Here is a 20,389-nt window from a genome sequence, read left to right on the forward strand (position 1 = left end):
CGGGGGAAAGGCGAGAAACCATGACCGAACCACCCGCGCAGCACATCGCCGGGCTCTCCCCGGAGCGGCGCGCGCTGCTGGCCGAACGGCTGCGAGCCCGGACCCGGACCACCGGTCGGCAGCAGGAGGCCGGGCGTGCGGGGCCCTGTACGGGCCCGGCCGCCCCGCCGGGACCGGCACCCGCCTCGACGGCACAGCGCCGGCTGCACTTCCTGGACAGCTACCGCACCGGATCACCGCTCTACCTCGTGCCCGCCGCCTTCGACCTCACCGGACCGCTCGACGTACCGGCGCTGGGCCGGGCCCTCACCGAACTGGTGCGTCGGCACGACGTCCTGCGGACCGTGTTCGAGGAACGCGGCGACAGCCTGGTGCAGGTCGTACAGGAGCCCTTCCCGCTGGCTCCGGAGCCCGTCGACCTCTCGGGGCTGCCGGAAGGCGACCGGGCGGCCCGGCTGCGCGCCGCCGCCGCGGCCGAGACCCAGCCGGCCATGGACCTCTCGACCGGCCCCCTGATCCGTGCCGAGCTGCTGGCCCTCGCCCCCCGGGAGCACCGCCTCGTCCTCACCCTCCACCACATCGTGGCGGACGGCTGGACACTGAGCCTGCTCGTCCGTGAGTTCGCCGTGCTCTACGAGGCCTATGCCGGGGGCCTGACCCCCCGGCTGGACCCGCCTCCGCTCCAGTACGGCGATCACGCCGTCGCCGAGCGCGCCCGCCTGGCGGGCGCGCCGGCCCGCGACGAGCTGGAGTGGTGGACCAGCCGGCTCCGCGGGCTGCCGCCCCTGGACATGCCGACCGACCGTCCCCGCCCGGCGGTGCAGGGCTGGGCCGGGGCGCGGCACACCTTCACGGTGCCCGCCGGGCTGACCGGACACCTCCGCGACCTCGCGGGCCGCACCGGCACCACCCTCTTCACGGTGCTCCTCGCCGCCTACGCCGTCGTTCTGCACCGCTGCAGCGGGCAGCGGGACTTCGCCGTCGGCAGCGCCGTCGCAGGCCGTACCACGCCCGAGGTCGAGGGGCTCGCCGGGCTGGTCGCCAACACCCTGGTGCTGCGCACCGAGGTGAGCGGGACCACCGCCTTCGAGGACCTCCTCGCGTCCGTGGCGGACACGGTGCTGGACGCCCACGAACGCCAGCAGACACCGTTCGAGGCGCTGGTGGACAGGCTCGAGGAGGACCGCGACCCGAGCCGTCACCCGTTGTTCCAGGCCTCCTTCAACCTGCAGAACGTGCCGCCCTTCCACGAGGTCAGCACGGGCGGGCTGCGCATGACCTTCCGGGACATGACCGGTGACACCGCCAAGTGCGATCTCGGCCTCGCTCTGCTGGAGACGGAGGCCGGACTCCGCGGCGAACTGGAGTACAGCACGGAACTCTTCGACCGGACCACCGCGGAGCGCCTCGCCGGCCACTACCTCTCCGTGCTGCGCGGTGTCGCTGCCGACGCCGGGCGCCCGGTGGGGGAACTGCCGCTGATGTCCGCGCGGGAACGGGACGCGCTGGTGGCCGGAAGTGCGGGCGCACCCCTGGAGGTTCCGGCCACACCGGTTCACCGGCTGGTAGCACGCCGTGCACGTGCCGCGCCCGGCGCCCCCGCCCTGGTGACGACCGGACGGACCTACTCGTACGCCGAGATGGACCGCTGTGCGGACGCGCTCGCCCGGCGGCTGAGGGAGCTGGGCGCCGGTCCGGAGCGACTGGTGGGCATCGGGCTGGAGCGCTCCGCCGAACAGGTCATCGCGTGCCTGGCCGTCCTCAAGTCCGGCGCGGCCTTCGTGCCGATGGACCCCCAGTACCCGTCGGACCGGCTGGCCGCCATCCGTGAGGACGCCGGCCTCCGGTTGCTGATCACCGATCGCCGGCTGCGCACCCGCTTCCCGATGGGCCGGACGACCCTGGTGTACGTCGAGGACGCGCTGACGGCTGCCGGTACCGGGGGCCCGCCGGAGTGCGGTGCCCACCGGGAGTCCGGAACGGACGCGGAACCCGAGGCGATTCCCGGGCACGCGCCGCAGCGCACGCCCGAGGGAGGGGACCTCCCGTCCCGTCTCGCCTATGTGCTGCACACCTCGGGATCGACCGGGCGGCCCAAGGGCGTCGCCGTCGAGCACCGCAACCTGTCGAACTTCGTCGCGTGGTACTCCGCCGAGTACGGTCTCAGCCCTGAGGACCGGGTGGCGCTGCTGTTCAGCCCGGGCTTCGACGCGTCCCTCTGCGACGTCTGGCCGACGCTGTGCTCCGGCGCCGCCATCCACGTCGCTCCCGAGGAGGCGCGGACCGACCCCGCCCGGCTGGCCCGCTGGCTGGTGGACGAGGGGGTGACCGTCACCGCGGTGCCGACACCTCTCGGCGAGGCCCTCCTCGCCGCGGACCTGACCGACCGTGCGCGGCTGCGCACGCTGCTCGTGGGGGGCGAGGCGCTGACGCGGCGCCCGGACGAGAGCACTCCGTTCCGGATGGTCAACGTCTACGGACCGGCCGAGACGACGGTGATCGCCACCACCGGTGCCGTGGAGCCCGGCCCGCCGGACGCGGAGACCCGGCTGCCGTCCATCGGCGGACCCATCGCCAATCTGGAGGCCCACGTGCTGGACAGCCGGCTCCAGCCCGTCCCGGTCGGCGTGCCGGGCGAACTGCACATCGGCGGCGCCCAGGTGTCCAGGGGCTATCTGAACCGCCCAGGGCACACCGCCGAGCGTTTCCTGCCCGACCCGTTCTCCGGCAGGGCCGGTGCCCGGCTCTATGCGACCGGGGATGTCGTGCGCCGGCTGCCCGGAGGCGGACTGGACTTCGTGGGCCGCATCGACGACCAGGTCAAGATCCGTGGCTTCCGGATCGAACTGGGTGAGGTGGAGGCCGCGCTCCGTTCCCACCCGGCGATCTCCGAGGCGGCCGTGACCGTCCGCTCCGGCGGGGCACGGCAGCGGGCGCTCATCGCCCATCTCGTACCGGCGGAAGCCGGTCCTGTGGCCGCCGACGTCCGCCGCCATCTCAAGGACCTGCTGCCGCACTATATGGTGCCCGCCCAGTTCGTCGTGCGGGACGACCTGCCGCTCACGGTGCACGGCAAGGTCGACCGCAAGGCACTGGCCGCCGCCCCGCTGCCTGCGGACGACGGTGCCGTGGAGGAGACCGTCCCGCCGCGCGGTCCCGTGGAGGAGCGTGTCGCCCGGCTCTGGTGCGAAGTCCTGGACGTTCCCTCCGTAGGTGCCCACGACAACTTCTTCGACCTGGGGGGTCATTCGTTCCTCGTGCTGAAGCTCCAGGAACGGCTGCGCGAGACCGTGGGACACGAGGTCCCGGTGGTCGCCGTGTTCCAGCACCCGACGGTGGCCGCATTCGCCGCCTACCTGGACAGCGCGACGAAGGGGGAGACGCAGCCCGGGCGCCCCGGGGCGGAGGGCCCCGCCGCACCGGAGGCGTGGGCCGGCCGCCGCCGGGCCGCGCTGGACCGGGCGAAGCGCAACCGCCGTCCCCGCGCGGGTTGAGTGCCTCCGCCCGCCACGCCCGCCGCCGTGGCGCGGCCCGCCCGGGGCAGTCCGCCCGCCACCCGAGAAGAACGGATCACCATGGACCTGGCAGACCCAGACCTCTACCTCGCGCACGAACGCTTCGCCATGTGGCAGGAGTACTCCGACGCGGACGCCCGGATCTGGAGCGAGGCCGGAGGCTCCCCGGGAGGGTTCTGGTCGCTCTTCTCCCACCGGGACTGCGGCGCGGTGCTCGGTCCCCGGGCGCCGTTCACCTCCGAACACGGCATGATGATCGGATTCGACGCCGCGCACTCCGACGACGCCGGCGGCCGCATGCTGGTGGTCACCGACGGGGAGCACCATTCTCATCTGAGGCGCCTCATCGGCCCGTTCCTGTCCCGGATGCGCGCCCCGGAACTCGACTCCGTGCTGGAACGCGAGGTCGGGGACGTCGTCGACCGGCTGTCGGCGTCCGCCTCCGTCGACGTCGCCGACGACATCGGCCCCAGGCTGCCGGCGGCGATCGTGTGCGCGGTCCTCGGTGTGCCCAGCAGCGACCGTGAGCGGCTGATCGACCTCACGAACCATGCGTTCGGGGGCGCCGAGAGCCGCTTCGACAGGATGACCCCGTCCGAGGCCCACATGGAGATCCTGGGCTACTTCCACGATCTGGTGGCGGAACGTGAGCGGGATCCAGGCGACGACCTGATCAGCACCCTGCTCGCCGACGGGCGGCTCAGCGCCGACGACGCCGTGCTGAACTGCGACAACGTGCTCATCGGCGGCAACGAGACGACCCGCCACGCGATCACGGGAGCCGTCCACGCCCTTGCCGTCTTCCCCGCTGTGCTGGAGGAGCTCCGGCGGGACCCCGGTCTCCTGGACCCGGCGGTGGAAGAGGTCATCCGCTGGACGTCTCCGGCGGCTCATGTGCTCCGGGTCGCGACCGACGACTTCTCGCTCGGCGAGTGGACGGTCCGCAAGGGCGACCCCGTCGTCGCCTGGCTCGCCGCCGCCAACCGCGACGGACGGCAGTTCAGGGATCCGCACGCCTTCCTGCCGGGCCGCAGGCCGAACCGTCATCTCGGGTTCGGCACCGGTCCCCACCACTGCCTCGGGGGTGCCCTCGCCCGTATCGAGCTACGGGAACTGCTGCATGCGCTGAGCCGGGAGGTCGACTCCGTCCGGCTCGTGTCGGAGCCGCAGGGGATGCGCTCGAACCTCGTCCAGGGCTACAGCAGCCTGGAGGTAGCGGTGCGCAGGCGCTGACGGCGCCCGGGGGGTGACGGGCCGGACGCCGGTCCGTCACCCCCCGGGCGTGCGGCCCCTCACCCGGCCAGGGCGTCCACTTCGTAGAGCCGCGTGCCCTTCAGCCCCGGGTCCTGCCGTACCCGGGACACGAATCCGCGGTCGTGCAGCAGGGCGCGGACGGCGTCCAGCCGCCCTTCGTCGTCGTGCACCTCGGCGACGACGTTGCGGATGCGGGACCAGTCGCCGTCCCCGACTCCGCGCAGAACGTCCAGCTCCGCCCGCTCGACGTCCACCTTCAGCAGTGCCACCTCGGCGATCCCGTGGCGGTCCAGCACCTGGGAGACGGTGACTGCGTCGACCTCCACGGGACGTCCCTCGTGCAGGTCCTCCACCAGCAGCTCGATCGATTCCTCGTCCATGCCGCCGTTCCGCAGGTAGGTCCGGGTGACCTCGTCGTCCGCCTCCCGGTCCGCGTAGAGGCCGGAGTTGCCGGGGGCCTCCGGGTAGTACTGGAGCGTCCGGACACCGGGCGCGTCGCAGACTGCGGCGCGGACAGCGGTGCCGTTCCGGACGTGAGCGGCGAGGTTCTCCTCCAGGCAGGAGAACAGCTCCGGTACGGGTTCGAGGGCGATGATCCGGGCCTCCGGCTGCGCCTCGGCGAACGCCAGGGACGCCAGGCCGACGTTCGCTCCGACGTCGACGACCACGTCCCCGGGACGCAGGCGAGCGGCGGCCCGTCGGTAGAACCCCTCCGAGGACATCTCGTTCCACAGCAGTCGTGCCTCCGCCGGACTCGTGCAGCGGACGCTCCGGCCGCCGAGCGTCAGCCGCGTTCCCGCGCCCCCGGCGTCCGCCGTCTCCTCTGTGCGCCCGGTCCGCCGCGCTGCTGCGGCTCCCGGTGCCGTCCCCGCCGTCGTCGTGCTGTCACTCACGGTCTTCTCCCCCTGTACCGGAAGCCGGTGCCCACGGGGCCTGTCCCCGGCAGCACACGCCGGACCGGATCCGGACCCGTGGATCCATGATGATCCACAGCGTACCGGGACGCCGGCCGGGCGCGGGGCCGTCGAGCGAGGCCGGTGGGTACGGGACAAGGCCGGCACCGCCGCCCCCGCACGTGCGGTAGGCCGGCCGGGCGTCCCCGGGGGCGCGGACCGGGGCCACGGGTGCCGGGGGCCTCGTCCGGCTTTCCGTAGACTGGCCGGTGTGAGCGACCAGCCCCAGGAACCCGAGCCGGCCCCCGACGGGGAACCCGACGACTTCGAGCAGATCGTCGGCCAGGAGACCGGGCGCGACCCGGACCTCGCCGTGATCGAGGCGGGCAGCAGGACCCTCCGCACCCAGACGGGGCCGCCGCAGGCAGACGTGGTGCCGGCGCGCCCGGAGGACCCGGAGACGGACCGGGCGCTGCGCGAGGTGGAGCAGGAGCTGGCGACCCGCTGGGGCGAGACCAAGCTGGAACCGTCGCGGGTCCGGATCGCCGCGCTGATGGACGTGCTGGGGGAGCCGCAGCGTGCGTACCCCGCGATCCATGTCACCGGCACCAACGGCAAGACGAGCACGGCACGCATGATCGAGGTGCTGCTCGGTGCCTTCGACCTGCGCACCGGGCGCTACAGCAGCCCGCACGTGCAGTCGATCACCGAGCGGATCAGCGTGGACGGCGCCCCGCTCCCGGCCGAGCGGTTCGTGGAGACCTACCGGGACGTGCAGCCGTTCGTGGAGATGGTCGACGCGGAGCAGCCCTACCGGCTCTCCTTCTTCGAGGTGCTCACCGGAATGGCGTACGCGGCCTTCGCCGACGCGCCCGTGGACGCCGCGGTGGTCGAGGTCGGCATGGGCGGCACCTGGGACGCCACCAACGTCGTCGACGGTCAGGTCGCCGTGATCACGCCCATAGCGCTGGACCACACCGACCGGCTCGGCGGGACCCCGGAGGAGATCGCCCGGGAGAAGTCCGGCATCGTCAAGCGGGACTCCACCGTGGTGCTGGCCCAGCAGCCGGTGGAGGCCGCCTCGGTGGTGCTGCGGAAGGCCGTCGAGGTGGACGCCACCGTGGCCCGGGAGGGCATGGAGTTCGGCGTGGTCTCCCGGGAGGTGGCGGTCGGCGGGCAACTGCTGACCCTGCGCGGCCTGGGCGGCGAGTATCCGGACATCTTCCTGCCGATGCACGGTGCGCACATGGCGCACAACGCCGCGGTGGCGCTGGCCGCCGTGGAGGCGTTCTTCGGCATCGGCACCGACCAGGCGCGCGAGCTGGACATCGACACCATCCGGCAGGCCTTCGCCTCGGTCTCCACCCCGGGGCGCCTGGAGCTGGTCCGCACCTCGCCGTCGGTGCTGCTGGACGCCGCGCACAACCCGGCGGGCGCACAGGCCACCGCGGCGGCGGTCACCGAGGCGTTCGGCTTCAGCCGGCTGATCGGCGTGGTCGGGCCGAGCGGTGACAAGGACGTGCGCGGGCTGCTGGAGGCGTTCGAACCGATCTTCGCGGAGATCGTCTGCACCCGTAACTCCACCCACCGGGCGATGGACGTGGACGAACTGGCGGCGCTGGCGGTGGAGGTCTTCGGCGAGGAGCGGGTGCAGGTCGAGCCCCGGCTGGACGACGCCGTGGAGGAGGCCGTCTCCCTCGCCGAGGAGGAGGGCGAGTACGCCGGCGCGGGCGTGCTGGTCACGGGCTCCGTGATCACGGTCGGCGAGGCACGGCTGTTGCTGGGAGGGAAGCGCTGATGCGGGTGCTGTGCGCGAGCACGCTGATCGGGGAGTTCTTCGTGATCGGCTTCGCGGGTCTGGTGGCCATGCAGCTCAGCGACGTCTCCACCGGCCTGGTGTGGGCGGTCAGCGGCACCGCGATGGTCCTGTGCCTGGTGCTCTGCGGCATGCTGACCCGGCCCGGCGGGGTGCCGCTGGGCTGGGCGCTCCAGCTCGCACTGATCGCCGGCGGCTTCGTGGTGCCCACGATGTTCTTCCTCGGCGCCTGTTTCGCGGGGCTCTGGTGGGCCTCGGTGCACTACGGCCGGAAGGTGGACGAGGCGAAGGCGGCGCGTGCGGCCGCCCAGCCTGACGCTGCGTGACGGGGGCGGGGGGCGGCCGTGTAGCCTCTGACCACCGCTGCACGCGTGACCACTGCCGTCCGGTCGACGTGGACCGGTCGCTGTCTTCCGAGGAGCCCGCACCATGAGCCAGCGCACGCTCGTCCTGCTCAAGCCCGACGCCGTACGCCGCGGCCTGATCGGTGAGATCATCGGCCGCATCGAGAGCAAGGCGGGATGGACGATCCGGGCCCTCGAACTGCGCGATCTCGACCGCGCCGCGCTGGAGCAGCACTACGCGGAGCATGTGGACAAGCCGTTCTACCCGCCGCTGCTGGAGTTCATGACCTCCGGGCCCGCCGTGGTCATGGTGGTCGAGGGCGAACGGGTGATCGAGGGGATGCGTACGCTGGCCGGCCCGACCGACCCGATCGCCGCCACGCCGGGATCGATCCGCGGGGATTTCGGCACGATCGTGCGGGAGAATCTGATCCACGCCTCGGACTCCGAGGAGTCCGCGGCCCGAGAACTGAAGATCTTTTTCCCGGATTTCTCCTGATATCCACCCCTGACGGGGCGTCAGTCCGCCGCGCCCTGTGACCTGGGGCGACCCATGACGAGGTCGTTCTCTGGTATATGCACGGCTGTCCGGGGGAACGCTTCACTCGGACACGACGTCACCATTACGGGGGACGACCGGTGTTCCGCCGACAATGGCGGAGGAACCTTCGCTCCGTGTCCACGTGGCCGCGTCTACGATGGAACCTCCGCGGCCCCGTATGCGTGGCGCGATCGCTCACACCTGCCGTCCTCCACCCCACATCGCTCCAGTTGGAAGGCCTGACGTATCCTCATGGCGAACAACATGTCGTTCATCGGCCGTGATATGGCTGTCGACCTCGGGACCGCCAACACGCTGGTGTACGTCAGGGGTCGCGGGATCGTCCTCAACGAGCCGTCCGTCGTCGCCATCAACACCAACACCGGTGGCATTCTCGCGGTCGGAGCCGAGGCGAAGAAGATGATCGGCCGCACCCCCGGCAACATCGTGGCCGTGCGTCCCCTGAAGGACGGCGTGATCGCCGACTTCGAGATCACGGAGCGCATGCTCCGCTACTTCATCCTCAAGATCCACAAGCGGCGGTACCTCGCGCGTCCGCGCGTCGTCATCTGCGTGCCGTCCGGCATCACCGGTGTGGAGCGCCGGGCCGTGATCGAGGCGTCCACGCAGGCCGGTGCGCGGCAGGTGCACATCATCGAGGAGCCCATGGCCGCCGCGATCGGCTCCGGCCTGCCGGTCCACGAGGCCACCGGCAACATGGTGGTGGACATCGGCGGCGGCACCACCGAGGTCGCGGTGATCTCGCTGGGCGGCATCGTCACCGCGCAGTCCATCCGGGTGGCGGGGGACGAGCTGGACAACGCGATCATCCAGCACATCAAGAAGGAGTACAGCCTGCTGCTCGGCGAGCGCACCGCCGAGAGCATCAAGATCACGATCGGCTCCGCCTACGCCGTGGACAAGGACGAGCACACCGAGATCCGCGGTCGTGACCTGGTCAGCGGCCTGCCGAAGACCGTGGTGATCTCCGCCGCCGAGGTGCGCAAGGCCATCGAGGAGCCGGTCAACGCCATCGTCGACGCGGTCAAGACCACGCTCGACAAGTGCCCGCCGGAGCTCTCCGGGGACGTCATGGACCGCGGGATCGTGCTGACCGGCGGCGGCGCGCTGCTGCGCGGCCTGGACGAGCGGCTGCGGCAGGAGACCGGCATGCCCATCCACATCGCCGAGGACCCGCTGGACTCGGTGGCCCTGGGCTCCGGGAAGTGCGTCGAGGAGTTCGAGGCGCTCCAGCAGGTCCTGGACTCCCAGCCCCGACGATGACCCGCCGTACGGCGGCAGCGCCCGCCGGGCCCGCCCGCACCGTGCACCAGCAACCCTTCGCACGACCCACGTTCACATCAGAAAGGCACGGCCGCCGCACGTGAGGGACACACGAGAAAGCCGGCTGCTGCTCGTTCTGCTGGTCGCCATCGCGTTCGCACTGATCACGGTGGACCTCAGAAGCGGCGAGCAGTCCCCGCTCGACGGGGCGCGGCGGGGTGCCGCGACCGCACTGGGGCCGGTCCAGGAGGGGGTGGCGACGGCGGTCGACCCGGTGGGCAACGCCATCGCGGCCGTCCGCGACTCGGGAGACCGGCACGACCGCATGCAGGAGCTGGAGCAGGAGGTCATCGCCCTCAAGCGGGAGCTCGGCTCCGACGACCGCAACCGGGCCCGCGCCCGCGAGCTGGACGGGCTCCTCCGGGTCGCCGGCGCCGGCGGCTACGGCGTCAAGCCCGCCCGGGTCATCGCGATCGGCGCCACCCAGGGCTTCTCCTGGACGGTCACCATCGACGCCGGCAGCCGGGACGGGCTGCGTCCCGACATGACCGTGCTCAACGGCGACGGCCTGGTCGGCCGGATCACCACCGTCGGCCGGTCCACCGCCACGGTGCTGCTGGCCAACGACCCGGACTTCACCGTCGGCACCCGGCTGGAGGGCACCGGCGAGCTGGGCTTCGCCGCCGGGCGCGGCGGCAACGCCATGACGGTCCAGCTCCTCAACGGCAAGGCGAAGGTCGAGGAGGGCGACCGGCTGGTCACCTTCGGCTCGCACAACAGCAAGCCCTTCGTCCCCGGGGTGCCGGTCGGCAAGGTCACCGAGGTGGAGCGGCAGACCGGCGACCTCACCCGGACGCTCCGCATCCGCCCCTTCGTGAGCTTCAGCACGCTCGACCTCGTCGGCGTGGTGGTCGAGGAGCCGCGCAAGGACCCCCGGGACAAGGTGCTCCGTCCCGACCCGAGGAAGCCCGAACCCCGCCCGACGGTGACCGTCACGGCCACGCCCGGAGCCGAGCCCGGCGAGGAGCCCGCGGAGGAGGCGGCCGGGGAGGCCGCCGACCCGCAGGCCCCGGCGGACGGCGACGCCGCCGCGCCGGAAGCCGGCACCGAGCCCGACGACCAGGCAGCCACAGGAGCTGAGTGATGCGCGCCAACCGGATCCTGCTGTCCACCCTCCTGGTCCTGCTCGCCCTGATCGTCCAGGTCAGCGTGCTCGCCAGGCTTCAGCTCCCCGGGGCCGTCCCGGACCTGCTGCTGCTCACCGTGCTCGGCCTGGCCATGGTCTACGGGCACACCGGCGGTGCCCTGATCGGCTTCGCCGCGGGCCTGCTCGCCGACGTCGCCCCGCCCGCCGACCACGCCGTCGGGCGCTACGCCCTGGTGCTCTGCCTCGTCGGCTACGCGGCCGGCCTCACCAAGCCGGACACCGGGCAGCACCGCTCCGCGACGGTGCCGATGCTCGTCGTGGCCAGCGGCGCGATCGGCTCCACGCTGCTCTACGCGGGAGTGGGCGCGCTCGTCGGGGACACCGCGGTCCGCCACGTCGGGCTGGCCGGGATGCTGCTCTCGGCCACCCTCTACGACCTGCTGCTCGCCCCGTTCACCGTGCCGCTGGTGATGAGCCTGGCCCGCCGCACGGCCCAGGATCCGCTGGCCGACGCCGCCGCCGGCACGGCGAAGGGCGGCGACGGGGCGTACGGCCTGCTGGGCTCGGCGACGGGACTGCGGACCTCGTTCCGGACCGGCCGCAGTGGGCGCAACGGCAAGCCCGCCCGCATCGGCGGCCAGCGCAGCGTCCTGCTGGGACGCGGCCCACGCACCAAGGCGACGCGGATCAAGGGGGTCAAGCGCCTGTGAGCGACGGACGCGCGGCCGACCGGCCGCGGACGGTGAGGAGGCCCGCGCCGCTGCGCCGCGCGGCCGGAGAAGCGAACCGAGGAGCGCTGAGCGACGGACGCGCGGCCGACCGGCCGCGGACGGTGAGGAGGCCCGCGCCGCTGCGCCGCGCGGCCGACCCAGACATGAGCCGCTGCCGCGGCGGGGCGAACCGAGGAGCGCTGCGCGACGGACGCGCGGCCGACCGGCCGCGGACGGTGAGGAGGCCCGCGCCGCTGCACGGCGCGGCCGGAGCCAACGGGAGGGTACTGTGAGCAACATCCCGGAGACCGGCCGGACGACGCGGGTGACGATCCGGCTCGTGGCCCTCCAGATCCTGGTGGTGTCCCTGCTCCTCACCCTGGGCGGGCGGCTCTGGTACCTCCAGGTGCGCAACGGCGACGAGTACCAGAAGAAGGCCGCCGGCAACCACGTCCAGCAGGTCGTCAAGCCCGCCGTGCGCGGCTCGATACTGGACGCCCGCGGCGTCCCGCTCGCCGACAACGAGACCCGGCTGGTGGTCTCCGCCTCCCGCTCCCGGCTGATGCGGATGGACGACGGGGGCAAGGCCGTGCTGGGCCGGGTCGCCGAGGTGCTCGACATGCCGGCCGCGGAGGTGCGGAAGCGGGTGCGGCTGTGCAACGCCGAGACGCCCAAGCCGTGCTGGAACGGCTCCCCCTACCAGCCCATCCCGATCACCGACGAGGCCACCACCCAGCAGGCGCTGACCATCCGGGAGCGCTCCGAGGACTTCCCCGGCATCACGGCGGAACCCACCGCGGTGCGCCGCTACCCCGCGCCCTACGGCGCTCAGACCTCCCAGGTGCTGGGTTATCTCTCCCCGGTCACCGACGAGGAGATCAAGGAGGCCGAGGACTCCGACTCCCCGTTCCTCCCGGCCGACCAGATCGGCCGGTCCGGCCTGGAGCGGAGCTACAACGAGGCGCTGCGCGGCGACTCCGGCGTCACCCGCTACGAGGTGGACAAGCTCGGCCGGGTGATGGGGCAGGCCGAGAGCGAACGGGCCGAGGCCGGCTCCTCGCTGGTGACCAGCCTGGACGCCCGGGTGCAGGCGGTCGCCGAGCGCGAGCTGCTCAAGGCCATGAAGGAGGCACGCAAGAACTTCGACGACAACACCGGCCGGAACTACGAGGCGGACGCCGGCGCCGTCGTCGTCATGGAGTCCAAGACCGGGCGGGTGGTCGCCATGGCGTCCAACCCCGAGTACGACCCCAACGCCTGGGTCGGCGGCATCTCCGCCAAGGAGTACGACAAGCTCACCGGCAAGGACTCCAACTACCCGCTGATCAACCGTGCGATCCAGGGCATGGCCGCACCCGGCTCGATCTTCAAGGTGATCTCCACCGCCGCCGCGGTCAAGGCCGGTTACGACTTCAACGGCAGCTACAACTGCTCGTCCTCGTACAACATCGGCGGCCAGGTCTTCAAGAACTACGAGTCGCAGAGCTTCGGCATGATCGACCTCGGCAGGGCGCTGGAGGTCTCCTGTGACACCGTCTTCTACCGCCTCGCCCATCAGGAGTGGAAGAAGGACGGCGGCATGGACCCGGTCAAGAACCCGGACGACTGGTTCTACAAGACCGCCCACCAGTTCGGCCTGGGCGAGGAGACCGGCATCGACCTGCCCAACGAGGTCGAGGGGCGGGTCCCCGACCGCCAGTGGAAGAAGGACTACTGGAAGGCCAACAAGGACCAGTGGTGCAAGGTCAAGGACGCCGAGACCTACGCCGAGAAGATCGCCAAGGAGAACTGCGTCTCCGGCATGAAGATGCGCGCCGGTGACAGCGTCAACTACTCCATCGGCCAGGGCGACACCCTCGTCACCCCGATCCAGATGGCAGTGATCTACAGCGCCATCAGCAACGGCGGCACCATGTACGACCCCACCATCGGCAAGGCCGTCGTCAGCCCCGACGGCAGCGGCGTCAAGGAGATCGAGCCGGAGGCGCACGGCAAGCTGCCGGTGAGCAGGAAGACCCTGCGCCAGATGGACCAGGCGCTCGCGGGCGTCGCCACCCGCGGTACCGCCGCCTGGCGGTTCGCGGACACCGGGTGGCCGCAGGAGAAGATCCCCATGCACGCCAAGACCGGTACCGCCGAGGTGCACGGCAAGCAGACCACGTCGTGGTTCGCGACCTACACCGACGAGTACACCATCGTGATGACGATCTCCCAGGGCGGTACGGGTTCCGGCGCCTCGGGTCCCGCCGTGCGCAACATCTACGACGCGCTCTACGGCGTGGACGACGACGGCACCATCCACAAGAAGAAGGCGCTGCTGCCCGAGCCGGACAAGAGCCTGCCCAAGATCAACGCCAACGGGCAGATCGTCGCCGAGCAGGACAAGGCGTTCGAGAAGTGGCTCGCCCGGCAGGACGAGGAAGCCGAGTCCGGCGAGAGCGGCGACGGGGGAGCCGAGTGAGCACCCACTCCTACCCCCTCGGCGGGTACGGCCCCCAGCGCCGCACGGCATGGCAGCGCCTGATGGCCCGCGATTCGGTGCTGTGGCGGATGGACTGGCCGATGCTGCTGGCGGGGGTCGCACTCTCCTGCTTCGGCTCGTTGCTCGTCTGGTCAGCCACCCGCAACCGCACCGACATCAACCAGGGCGACCCCCAGCACTTCCTCTGGCGGCACCTCATCAGCTTCCTCATCGGACTGCTGCTGATGGCCGCCACGGTCTGGCTGGGCCACCGGCGGCTGCGCGGCGCGGTGCCCGTGCTCTACGGCCTCACGGTGGTGCTCGCGCTGCTCGTGCTCACCCCGCTGGGGGCCACCATCAACGGGCAGCGGGCCTGGCTGGACTTCGGCGGCGGGCTCTCCCTGCAGCCTGCCGAGTTCATCAAGATCTCCGTCATCCTCGGTATGGCGATGCTGCTCGCCGCGCGGGTGGACGCCGGCGACCGCAAGCACCCGGATCACCGCACGGTGCTCCAGGCGCTGGGCATGGCCGCCGCGCCCATCGCGGTGATCATGCTGATGCCGGACCTGGGCTCCGCGATGGTGCTGGTCGTCATCGTGCTGGGCGTGCTGCTGGCCTCCGGCGCCTCCAACCGGTGGGTCATCGGGCTGGTGCTGACGGGCGCGGGCGGAGCCGTGCTGGTCTGGATGATGGGCCTGCTGGACGAGTACCAGATCAACCGTTTCGCGGCCTTCGCCAACCCCGCCCTCGACCCCGCCGGCGCCGGCTACAACACCAACCAGGCACGCATCGCCATCGGCTCCGGCGGCCTCTTCGGCAAGGGGCTCTTCGAGGGCACCCAGACCACCGGCCAGTTCGTTCCCGAGCAGCAGACCGACTTCATCTTCACCGTCGCCGGCGAGGAGCTGGGCTTCCTCGGCGGCGGGGCGATCATCGCGCTGATGGGCGTGGTGCTCTGGCGCGCCTGCCGGATCGCCCGGGACACCACCGAGCTGTACGGCACCGTCGTCGCCGCCGGTGTGATCGCGTGGTTCGCCTTCCAGACCTTCGAGAACATCGGCATGACGCTCGGCATCATGCCGGTCGCCGGGCTCCCGCTGCCGTTCGTCTCCTACGGCGGCACCTCGATGTTCGCGGTGTGGATCGCCATAGGGCTGCTGCAGTCGATCAAGGTGCAGCGGCCCGTCTCCGCCTGAACCGGCGCCCCGCGCGGGCCCCCACGGTGCGCCGGCGGGGGTCCGCCGGGGGCATTGCGGGCACCGGTTCCCGACATTACGGTCCTTTCATGGCGGACGTGGTGCGGGAAGTCGAGCGCAAGTACGAAGTCGCGGACGGGGACGACCCGGCCGCACTGCTGCCCGCCCTGGACGTCAAGGGCGTGCGCTCCGTGGTCGACCGCGGCACCGTCCGGCTGGACGCGACCTACTACGACACCGCGGACGGGCGGCTCGCCGCGGACGGCCTCACCCTGCGCCGCCGCACCGGCGGCCCGGACGAGGGCTGGCACCTCAAGCTCCCCGTCGAGCCCGGCGTACGCGAGGAGATCCGCGCCCCGCTCAGCAACGCCCCGCCCCGCGCCCTGACCTCCCTGGTGCGCTCCCGCACCCGTGGCGTACCCCTCGCCCCGGTGATCCGGCTCCGCTCGGACCGCCATGTGTGGCGGCTGGAGGAGGACTCCGGGGCCCTGCTGGCCGAGGTCGCCGTCGACGCCGTGCACGCCGAGCGCACCGCGGGCGGCGACGGACCCGGCGGCCGCGGAGACGACGACGGCGCACCGGACGGCGTGTCCGGCCCGGGCCGTACCACCGCCTGGACGGAGATCGAGGTGGAACTCGGGGACGCGGGCGGCGCCAAGCTGCTGGACCGCGTGGAGAAGCGGCTCCGCGGGGCGGGCCTGCGCCGCTCGTCATCGGCCTCCAAGCTGGAGCGCGCCCTCGCCCGTACGGCACCCGCCGGCACCCGGCCACCCGGCGTCCCCACCGCCCGTACCCCCCGTACGGAAACCGTGCCTGCCGGCGGCTCCGCCGGTGACACCGTGCTCCGCTATGTGCGGGAACAGGTCACGGCGCTGGTCGAGCTGGATCCGGCCGTCCGGCGCGACCTGCCGGACGCGGTGCACCGGATGCGCGTCGCCACCCGGCGGCTGCGGAGCTGCTTCCGCTCGTACGGCACGGTGCTGGACCGCCGGGTCACCGACCCGCTCGGCGAGGAGCTGCGCTGGCTGGCCGGCGAGCTCGGGTACGACCGCGACCGCGAGGTGCTCACCGCGCGGCTCGCCGACGCCGTCGCGGAGCTGCCCCGCCCGCTGCTCCACGGCCCGGTGCGCGGACGGCTGCGCACCTTCGCCCACGCCCGCCGCTCCGGCTCCCGGCGGCGGCTGCTCGGCGTCCTCGACGGGAAGCGCTACCTCGCCCTGCTGGACCGGCTGGACGCCCTCCTCGCCGACCCGCCGCTGCGCCGGGCCGCCGCCGGCCCGGCGCGTGAGGCGCTGGCGGCGACCGTGCACCGGGACACCGGCCGGCTCGCCTCCCGCCTCGGCCGCGCCCTCGACCTGCCGCCCGGCCCGGACCGCGACCTCGCGCTGCACGACGCCCGCAAGGCCGCCAAACGCGCCCGCTACGCGGCCGAGGCGGCACGCCCCGCCCTCGGCAAGCCTGCGAAGGAGTACCGGCGGCGGCTGACCACGGTCCAGGAGCACCTGGGCGACCACCAGGACAGCGTCGTCGCCCGGGAGGCGCTGCGGGAGATCGCCCGGCAGGCGCACGACGCGGGTGAGCACTCCTTCACCTACGGGGTGCTGTACCAGCGGGAGAGCGACCGGGCCGCGGCCCGCGAACGGGAGCTGCCCGGCCTGTGGCGGGAGACCGCCGCGGCGCTCCGGGACGCCGGGCTCCCGGGGCCGGCCGCCGCCCGGACGGGGGACGGGCGCCGGGCGCGTTAGGCTGGATGGTCACCTCCGTGTACGTCGCACCCTGATCCGAGGAACCCACCCATGCCTGTCGAGTCGGTCTTCCCGCGCCTGGAGGCCCTCCTCCCGCACGTCCAGAAGCCGATCCAGTACGTCGGCGGCGAGCTGAACTCCACCGTCAAGGAGTGGGACGACACCGACGTCCGCTGGGCGCTGATGTACCCGGACGCGTACGAGGTCGGCCTGCCCAACCAGGGCGTCATGATCCTCTACGAGGTACTCAACGAGCAGGAGGGCGTGCTGGCCGAACGCACCTACAGCGTCTGGCCGGACCTCGAGAAGCTGATGCGCGAGCACGACGTGCCGCAGTTCACCGTGGACGCGCACCGCCCGGTCGGCGCCTTCGACGTGCTCGGCGTCTCCTTCGCCACCGAGCTCGGCTACACCAACCTCCTCACCGCGCTGGAGCTCTCCGGCATCCCGCTGGAGGCCGCCGACCGGACGGAGGAGCACCCGCTGGTGATGGCCGGCGGCCACGCCGCCTTCAACCCGGAGCCCATCGCCGACTACCTGGACTGCGCCGTCGTGGGGGACGGCGAGCAGGCGGTGCTGGAGATCACCCGCCTGATCCGGGCCTGGAAGGACGAGGGCCGCCCCGGCGGCCGCGACGAACTGCTCTTCCGGCTCTCCCGCACCGGGTCCGTCTACGTGCCGAAGTTCTACGACGTGGAGTACCTGCCCGACGGGCGCATCTCCCGGGTGGTGCCGAACCGCTCGGGCGTGCCGTGGCGCGTCTCCAAGCACACCGTCATGGACCTCGACGAGTGGCCCTACCCCAAGCAGCCGCTGGTGCCGCTGGCCGAGACGGTGCACGAGCGGATGTCCGTGGAGATCTTCCGCGGCTGCACCCGCGGCTGCCGCTTCTGCCAGGCCGGCATGATCACACGGCCGGTGCGCGAGCGATCCATCACCGGCATCGGCGACATGGTCGACAAGGGCCTGAAGAACACCGGCTTCGAGGAGGTCGGCCTGCTGTCGCTCTCCTCGGCGGACCACAGCGAGATCGGCGACATCGCCAAGGGCCTCGCCGACCGCTACGAGGAGGACAAGGTCGGCCTCTCGCTGCCCTCCACCCGGGTCGACGCCTTCAACATCGACCTCGCCAACGAGCTGACCCGCAACGGCCGGCGCTCCGGCCTCACCTTCGCCCCCGAGGGCGGCAGTGAGCGGATCCGCAAGGTCATCAACAAGATGGTGTCCGAGGAGGACCTGATCCGCACCGTCGCCACCGCCTACGGCAACGGCTGGCGGCAGGTGAAGCTCTACTTCATGTGCGGTCTGCCCACGGAGACCGACGAGGACGTGCTGCAGATCGCCGACATGGCGGTCAACGTCATCGCCAAGGGGCGTGAGGTCGCGCAGTCCAACGACATCCGGTGCACCGTCTCCATCGGCGGTTTCGTGCCGAAGCCGCACACCCCGTTCCAGTGGGCGCCGCAGCTCTCCGCCGCGGAGACCGACGCCCGGCTGGGCAAGCTGCGGGACAGGATCCGCGGCGACAAGAAGTACGGCCGCTCCATCGGCTTCCGCTACCACGACGGCAAGCCGGGCATCGTCGAGGGACTGCTCTCCCGTGGCGACCGCCGGGTGGGCGCGGTGATCCGCGAGGTCTACGAGCGCGGCGGCCGCTTCGACGGCTGGCGCGAGTACTTCAGCTACGACCTGTGGATGGAGAGCGCGGCCGCGACGCTGCCGGCGCACGGCGTGGACGTCGACTGGTACACCACCCGCGAGCGCGGCTACGAGGAGGTCCTGCCCTGGGACCACCTCGACTCCGGCCTGGACAAGGACTGGCTCTGGGAGGACTGGCAGGACGCCCTCGACGAGACCGAGGTACCCGACTGCCGGTGGGACCCCTGCTTCGACTGCGGGGTCTGCCCCCAGATGGACACCGAGATCCAGATCGGCCCCACGGGCAAGAAGCTGCTGCCCCTCACGGTCGTCAAGTAGCCGGGACGACCCGCCCCGGCGCGGCCCCCGTGCCCGCCGGGGCCCGGTCCGACACGCCCGGTCCGGCGGGGGCACGGGCCGGGCGCGGGAGGGGTGCGGAGCGAGGAGAGGTACGGCACCGCGACCGGCCGCGGCGGGGGCGCGTACCCTGGCAGGAGGATCACCGCACAAACGCACAACGCCGGAGTGCGGCATTCCGCCACCTTTGCCACCCGTACACCCAGGGCGGCCCGCTCCCCACGCGTGCCGCCGTGCACCGAGGAGAGAACCACTGGGCAAGCGACAGCCAGAAGGCCCGCCGCCGACACCCGCGGTGCAGCGCATCCGTCTGCGCTACACCAAACGCGGCCGCCTCCGGTTCACCAGCCACCGCGACTTCCAGCGCGCCTTCGAGCGGGCCCTGCGCCGGGCCGAGGTGCCCATGGCGTACTCGGCCGGCTTCACTCCGCACCCGAAGGTCTCCTACGCGAACGCGGCGCCCACCGGCACCGGCAGCGAGGCCGAGTACCTGGAGATCGCCCTGACCGAGCAGAGCGACCCGGAGACGCTGCGCGCCGGACTGGACGCGTGCATGCCGGACGGGCTCGACCTCACCGACGCCGTCGAGGCCCGCACCACCGACTTCGCCGACCGGCTCCGCGCCTCCGAGTGGGAGCTGCGGCTGGAGGGCGTCTCCACGGAGGCCGCCCACGAGGCCGCCGCCGCCTTCCTCGCCGCGGAGTCCGTCGAGGTCTCCCGGCAGACGAAGAAGGGGCTGCGGACCTTCGACGCACGGGCCGCGGTGGCCGTGCTGGAGGCCGTTCCCGGCGAGCACGATGGGCCCGCCGGGCGACCGTGTGCGATACTGCGCCTGGTAGTGCGGCACCTGACACCTGCCGTACGACCCGACGACGTCCTGTCCGGCCTCCGCGCTGCGGCCGGCCTGGCGCCGCCGGTCCCCGCAGCGGTGACCAGGCTGGCGCAGGGGCCGCTCGATGAGGAGACCGGCACGGTGACCGACCCGCTCGCGCCCGACCGCGACGCATCCGCCGTCGCGACGGCGCCGGGCGGGACCGCCCCGGAGAGGACAGGGGCGGTCACCGCATAGGACCGCCGTCGCGCGCCGCCGCCGCTGCACGCGCCCAGGGAGCCACCCGGGCAGCCTCCGGCAGGCGAGCGCACCGACCACAAGACTTTCGCCGTAGCCGAGCCCGAAGGGACGGAACCGGCGAGCGACACAACAGCTCCCGTGCGGCGCCCGCGCCCCGGGGCGCGGCCCTCGCCCCACAGGCGGGCCGCGACCGGACCACGACGCGGCGCCCGGGAGCGTGACGGGAGAACCGCCCGCAATGCTCGAGCCGACAGACTCCGCAGGCGCGGAGAGCATCGAGAACACCTCCCCGACCCGTGACCGGGGCGCGGAGGGCAGCAGTCCCAGCGACACCCTGCCGCCGCGCCGGCGCGCGGCGTCCCGCCCCGCCGGGCCGCCGGCGGCCGGCGCTGCCTGTCCTTCCTGCGGCTGGCCGC

General features: G+C 72.6%; 14 protein-coding genes. 13 read left to right on the forward strand and 1 reads right to left on the reverse strand.

The window, feature by feature from the left end:
• Positions 1 to 20: 20 nt before the first annotated feature.
• Positions 21 to 3,494, forward strand: a complete 3,474-nt coding sequence (locus HOY81_RS20120; protein WP_237321867.1) for an amino acid adenylation domain-containing protein — start codon at positions 21 to 23, stop codon at positions 3,492 to 3,494.
• A gap of 81 nt (positions 3,495 to 3,575) precedes the next feature.
• On the forward strand, positions 3,576 to 4,748 hold the full coding sequence (locus HOY81_RS20125; protein WP_237321868.1) for a cytochrome P450: 1,173 nt from the start codon (positions 3,576 to 3,578) through the stop codon (positions 4,746 to 4,748).
• 59 nt (positions 4,749 to 4,807) lie between these two features.
• Here HOY81_RS20125 and HOY81_RS20130 read toward each other — a convergent pair whose 3' ends face one another.
• On the reverse strand, positions 4,808 to 5,662 hold the full coding sequence (locus tag HOY81_RS20130; RefSeq protein WP_237321869.1) for an FkbM family methyltransferase: 855 nt from the start codon (positions 5,660 to 5,662) through the stop codon (positions 4,808 to 4,810).
• Between the two features lie 271 nt (positions 5,663 to 5,933).
• Between HOY81_RS20130 and HOY81_RS20135 the strand changes: the two genes are divergently transcribed.
• The 11 genes from HOY81_RS20135 (at position 5,934) to HOY81_RS20185 (ending at position 19,970) form a co-directional block, all read left to right on the forward strand.
• A complete protein-coding gene (locus HOY81_RS20135; protein ID WP_237321870.1) occupies positions 5,934 to 7,460 on the forward strand; it encodes a folylpolyglutamate synthase/dihydrofolate synthase family protein in 1,527 nt (508 codons plus the stop codon).
• Positions 7,460 to 7,804 carry a DUF4233 domain-containing protein gene (locus HOY81_RS20140; protein ID WP_237321871.1) on the forward strand — a complete coding sequence of 115 codons (345 nt, stop codon included), beginning with the start codon at positions 7,460 to 7,462 and terminating at the stop codon, positions 7,802 to 7,804. Before HOY81_RS20135 ends, HOY81_RS20140 begins: the two co-directional genes overlap by 1 nt.
• Positions 7,805 to 7,907: 103 nt before the next feature.
• Entirely contained in the window at positions 7,908 to 8,321 is a 414-nt protein-coding gene (gene ndk / locus HOY81_RS20145) for a nucleoside-diphosphate kinase (RefSeq protein ID WP_237321872.1), read from the forward strand.
• Positions 8,322 to 8,627: 306 nt separating this feature from the next.
• Positions 8,628 to 9,647 (forward strand): rod shape-determining protein, encoded by a 1,020-nt coding sequence (locus HOY81_RS20150; protein WP_237321880.1) that lies wholly within the window; start codon positions 8,628 to 8,630, stop codon positions 9,645 to 9,647.
• A gap of 100 nt (positions 9,648 to 9,747) precedes the next feature.
• Positions 9,748 to 10,791, forward strand: a complete 1,044-nt coding sequence (gene mreC / locus HOY81_RS20155; RefSeq protein WP_237321873.1) for a rod shape-determining protein MreC — start codon at positions 9,748 to 9,750, stop codon at positions 10,789 to 10,791.
• Positions 10,791 to 11,504, forward strand: a complete 714-nt coding sequence (mreD, locus tag HOY81_RS20160; protein ID WP_237321874.1) for a rod shape-determining protein MreD — start codon at positions 10,791 to 10,793, stop codon at positions 11,502 to 11,504. The genes mreC and mreD overlap by 1 nt, the downstream gene beginning before the upstream one ends.
• A 289-nt stretch (positions 11,505 to 11,793) precedes the next feature.
• Positions 11,794 to 13,965 carry a penicillin-binding protein 2 gene (gene mrdA, locus HOY81_RS20165; RefSeq protein WP_237321875.1) on the forward strand — a complete coding sequence of 724 codons (2,172 nt, stop codon included), beginning with the start codon at positions 11,794 to 11,796 and terminating at the stop codon, positions 13,963 to 13,965.
• Positions 13,962 to 15,161 carry a rod shape-determining protein RodA gene (gene rodA, locus HOY81_RS20170; protein ID WP_237321876.1) on the forward strand — a complete coding sequence of 400 codons (1,200 nt, stop codon included), beginning with the start codon at positions 13,962 to 13,964 and terminating at the stop codon, positions 15,159 to 15,161. Before mrdA ends, rodA begins: the two co-directional genes overlap by 4 nt.
• Before the next feature lie 89 nt (positions 15,162 to 15,250).
• Positions 15,251 to 16,906: a CYTH and CHAD domain-containing protein gene (locus tag HOY81_RS20175; RefSeq protein ID WP_237321877.1), complete on the forward strand. Its 1,656-nt coding sequence runs from the start codon at positions 15,251 to 15,253 to the stop codon at positions 16,904 to 16,906.
• Positions 16,907 to 16,957: 51 nt separating this feature from the next.
• Entirely contained in the window at positions 16,958 to 18,883 is a 1,926-nt protein-coding gene (locus HOY81_RS20180) for a TIGR03960 family B12-binding radical SAM protein (RefSeq protein ID WP_237321878.1), read from the forward strand.
• Positions 18,884 to 19,196: 313 nt separating this feature from the next.
• Positions 19,197 to 19,970 carry a TIGR03936 family radical SAM-associated protein gene (locus tag HOY81_RS20185; protein WP_237321879.1) on the forward strand — a complete coding sequence of 258 codons (774 nt, stop codon included), beginning with the start codon at positions 19,197 to 19,199 and terminating at the stop codon, positions 19,968 to 19,970.
• Positions 19,971 to 20,389: the final 419 nt, after the last annotated feature.

It is taken from the genome of Streptomyces sp. JJ36, assembly GCF_021696945.1.
Classification (GTDB): domain Bacteria; phylum Actinomycetota; class Actinomycetes; order Streptomycetales; family Streptomycetaceae; genus Streptomyces.